This is a genomic window from Mesorhizobium sp. M5C.F.Ca.IN.020.32.2.1, assembly GCF_004023105.1.
Classification (GTDB): Bacteria; Pseudomonadota; Alphaproteobacteria; order Rhizobiales; family Rhizobiaceae; genus Mesorhizobium; species Mesorhizobium wenxiniae.
The window spans coordinates 1-3715 of sequence record NZ_RZSX01000657.1; the positions used below are offsets into that span (position 1 = coordinate 1).

A 3715-nucleotide genomic window follows, 5' to 3' on the forward strand; every position below is an offset into this window, starting at 1 on the left:
GAGCGAAAAGACGAGCGGGGAGACCAAACCGCCGATGGCCGCTATCCTCGACGGGTCCGCAAAGACCTCCGCCCCTTCTGCGGCACGGACCGGCAGCAATGCGGCAGAGGCCAGGGCAAGGCCGATCGTGGCCCCAAGCGCCATTCTGAAAACACCCGCCCGTCTAAGCAAAGGAGCCATTTTCGTTGTCCTCAGGCTGCGGTCGGGCTTGGAATGCGCGGCAGGTTCTCTGCCAGAAACCGCCAGTCCTCGCGCTCGCTTTCACCTTCATGGCGCTTGCCGAAGAACTGGATGATCATCTTGCCGTCGGCGCCATAGGCTTCGAGAGACGTGACATGGCCGTCCTTGGTCGGTTTGCGCACGGCCCAGACCTCATGGATGTGGTCGGTTCGCAGATGCAGGTGAAAGGTTTCGTCCAGCACGTTGAGCCAAGGCCCCATCGGCTTGATCGACTTGATCGGGCCCGAATGGATCTGGATGCAGCCGCGATTGCCGACAAAGCACATGATCGGCATCTCGCCCTCGGCGGCATGATGGAACATGGCGCTGACGGCATCGTTGTCGAGCAGCCAGGCGTAATCCTGGCCGACCATGCGCATCGCCTGGCGGCGGTCGAGCTTCAGCGTCTTCAGCATGCCGAAGAACTGATGCACGTCCGTCAGGCGGCTCCAGCGGTCGCGCAGATCGTCGACATCAGCGGGAGCGTAGGAAGGCCCGGCCTCGCTCTCGAGCCCGTCTTCTGAAATCGCCCCTTCTGAAATCGCGACCCCCTCTGAAATCGCAACCATTGACTCCTGGTTCGGCGATTCGAGTTCGGCCACCAGCTTCTGATAGGCATAGAGGTTGGACGCGGGCCGCAGATGCACCTTGTGCACCGCCTCGCCTGCCGCATCGAAGAACTGCAGGCTGCGCCTGATATCGCCGCCGTCGCGTTTTTCGACGGCAAAGCCGTGCGCCCAGACTTTCGGGAAGATGCGCAGATCGATATTTTCGCCAAGCGCCATGGCATTGTGGTTGCCGGTAACGACCTTGTCGTAGACGCCGATCTTCTCGTGCACCGCGCTTTCGTTGCGGGTCAGCGCCATAACCTCGCCGACGGCTTCGAGGCCGGTCAGAAGGTCGTTGACGCGCGGCTCGACGCGGACGACTCCGTCGCCGCAATGCGCAGCGATCAGCTCGGCTTCCGAAATGCCAAGCTGGGCGGCGAGATCGCGCTCGCGCGTCTTCGGATTGTCTGCCCGCGCCCGCCGGATCTCGTGCGGAGCGGGTTTTACGCGCTGGTCCATGTCTTAAACACCTGCTTGTCTTAACACTCACTCGCCTTACAGCCACTCGCCTTGCAGCTACTTGTTGAGGATCAGCTTGCCCTGGCGGGTAATCTTCAACCGATAGAGCGCACCATGGTGCTCGATGCCGATCTCGTGCTCGCCTTGGAACAGTGTGTTGCTGGACAGGGTCCTCACGGTCAACGGGACCCGATCGAAACGAGCCGAATTGTCGTCGGAACGGCGGACGCGATAGCGAAAGTCATTGGGATTGTGCGTGTTCATCTGGTTCGATCCCTTTCCTGGGCCGGGCTTGGTCGGCTGGCTCGACGCTTGCGTGAAATGCCGATTCATTTCTTGACTTGAATAATCATGTTTATTAGTCAGTGCAATACCGGACTAGGTTAGTCAAGATTTAAGACGCCGGACACGACGAAAAATGCCAGCAAGCGCCACGCCAGCCAGCATCGAACCTGGAATTTTGGAGTTGGGGCATGGGGTTGGCGAATTGGGGACGGCTGGGTCTGGCGAATGGCAGCCCAGTTAGGGCGCATCGAAGTCCGGCGCATCGATCAATGGCAAAGGGCATGGCGGCATTGCTGGCGGGTGCTGCGGCGATCGCTCTGCTCACGCCATCGGCAAACGCTCAACAGGCCGCCCAACCGACAGCAGACCAGCAGCAGGCCGAACAAGCGCAGACGCCTGAAGAGGCTGCCCCGGCAGGCGCAACGCTGCTCGACCAGATCCTGGTCATCAGCCGCACCGGCGAGACGGCGATCGATTCCCTGGCTTCGGTCAGCCATGTCGATCAGGAGCAATTGGAACGCCGCATGGCGACTACGCCAAACGAAATGCTGTTGGGTGTGCCGGGTGTAGCGGTCCAGGCAGACGCAAGGCGCGTCAGCTCCAGCATCAATATCCGTGGCTTGCAGGATTTCGGCCGCGTCGCGGTGATCGTCGACGGTGCGCGGCAGAATTTCCAGCGCTCCGACCACGGCACGCAATCGACCTTCTACATCGACCCGGAGCTCATCAAATCTGTCGACGTGATCCGCGGCCCGGTCGCCAACACCTACGGCTCGGGCGCCATCGGCGGCGTCGCCTTGTTTGAGACCAAGGACGCGGAAGACTATCTTCGCGACGGCGAGATATGGGCCGCGTCCGCGACCGGGCGCTACGAGAGCAACGGCGAAGGCTGGACGACCAGCGCCGCCGGCGCCTACCGTTTCAACGAAAACTGGGATGTCCTCGGCAACATCGTCTATCGCGACTATGACGACTACAAGGATGGCGGCGGCGATACGGTGAACGGCACCGGCTTCGACGTTTTAAGCGGTCTTCTCAAGACGACCATCCGCCCTAGTGAAAACAGCGAATTGAAGCTGGGCTGGAATGGCACGAGCGACGGCTGGAACGAGGTCAGCGGCGGCACGCCGGCGAATGACGTCGACCTGGAGGCGAACACCTTCACCGGCCGCTACAATATCACCGACGAAGACAAGAGCTGGCTCGATCTCCACATCAACGCCTCCTACAACAAGACCAATTTGGTCATGACGAGCCTTGTTCCGCAAAACCGGTTTGATCCCGTCACCGGTCTTCCCATCGTCCTGCCGGCGGGTTCGATGTCGACCTTCGATATCGCCACTTCGGGCATCGACATCTGGAACACCTCGCGGTTCGAGACCACCGGTATTGCGCACGAGCTGACCTACGGTGGCGACTGGGTTGGCGACGACGTCGAGACGGGTGGCGCAGCAGGCGGCGCCAGTTTCTATACACCTTCGGGCAAGCGAAACGTTTCTGGCGCTTACATCCAGGACAAGCTCACCTGGGACTGGCTCGAGGTCATCGCCGGGCTGCGTTACGACAGCTATAAGCTCGAAAGCGATGTCGGCGAAGCCTCAGGCGACCGGCTGTCGCCGCGCATCACCGTCGGCGTCTCGCCGTTCGAAACCGCCAGCCTTTCGGGACTGCAACTCTACGGCACCTATGCGGAGGGATATCGCTCCCCGTCGCTGTCGGAAACCCTCATCAGCGGCAACCATCCGGCAGGCGTCAGCTTTCCGTTTCTCCCCAATCCCGATCTGAAACCTGAAATCGGCAAGACCGTCGAATTCGGTGTCAACCACAAGCTGGACGACATCCTCGAAGCTGGCGACGCGTTTCGTTTCAAGGCGGCCTACTTCAACAACGATGTCGAAGACTACATCGACGGCGTCACCCTGTCGGCATTCGACCCGACCAGCGGCTGCCCATTCGGCCCCGGCATCCCGATCTGCTTCCAGTACCAGAACTTTGCAGAAGCCAAGATTCGCGGCTTTGAAATGGAAGGCGTCTATGACGCCAGCTGGGGTTTCGCCGGGCTTTCGGCGTCGATCATCGATGGCCACACCATCTCATATGACGGCGAGCGGGCAGACCTCGTCACCGTGCCGTCTTCCCAAGTA

General features: G+C 60.9%; 3 protein-coding genes. 1 reads left to right on the top strand and 2 read right to left on the bottom strand.

Translation table 11 applies throughout. The features are described 5' to 3' along the window. Window positions 1-191: 191 nt before the first annotated feature. Together EOA86_RS26410 and hemP are read right to left on the bottom strand one after the other, a co-directional pair. The gene (locus EOA86_RS26410) at window positions 192-1286 is read right to left on the bottom strand and encodes a hemin-degrading factor (RefSeq protein WP_128344376.1); all 1095 of its coding nucleotides are present in this window, start codon (window positions 1284-1286) and stop codon (window positions 192-194) included. Between the two features lie 57 nt (window positions 1287-1343). Further along, on the bottom strand, window positions 1344-1550 hold the full coding sequence (gene hemP / locus EOA86_RS26415; protein WP_095494491.1) for a hemin uptake protein HemP: 207 nt from the start codon (window positions 1548-1550) through the stop codon (window positions 1344-1346). A gap of 290 nt (window positions 1551-1840) precedes the next feature. On the opposite strand from hemP, the gene EOA86_RS26420 reads away from it, so the two are divergent. Beyond that, on the top strand, window positions 1841-3715 hold a 1875-nt coding region (locus EOA86_RS26420; protein WP_245497378.1), incomplete at its 3' end, for a TonB-dependent receptor.

Bases quoted from the DNA above. Each gene is read 5' to 3' on its own strand.
- hemP (WP_095494491.1), bottom strand. From the start codon at position 1,550: ATGAACACGCACAATCCCAATGACTTTCGCTATCGCGTCCGCCGTTCC.
- EOA86_RS26410 (WP_128344376.1), bottom strand. From the start codon at position 1,286: ATGGACCAGCGCGTAAAACCCGCTCCGCACGAGATCCGGCGGGCGCGG.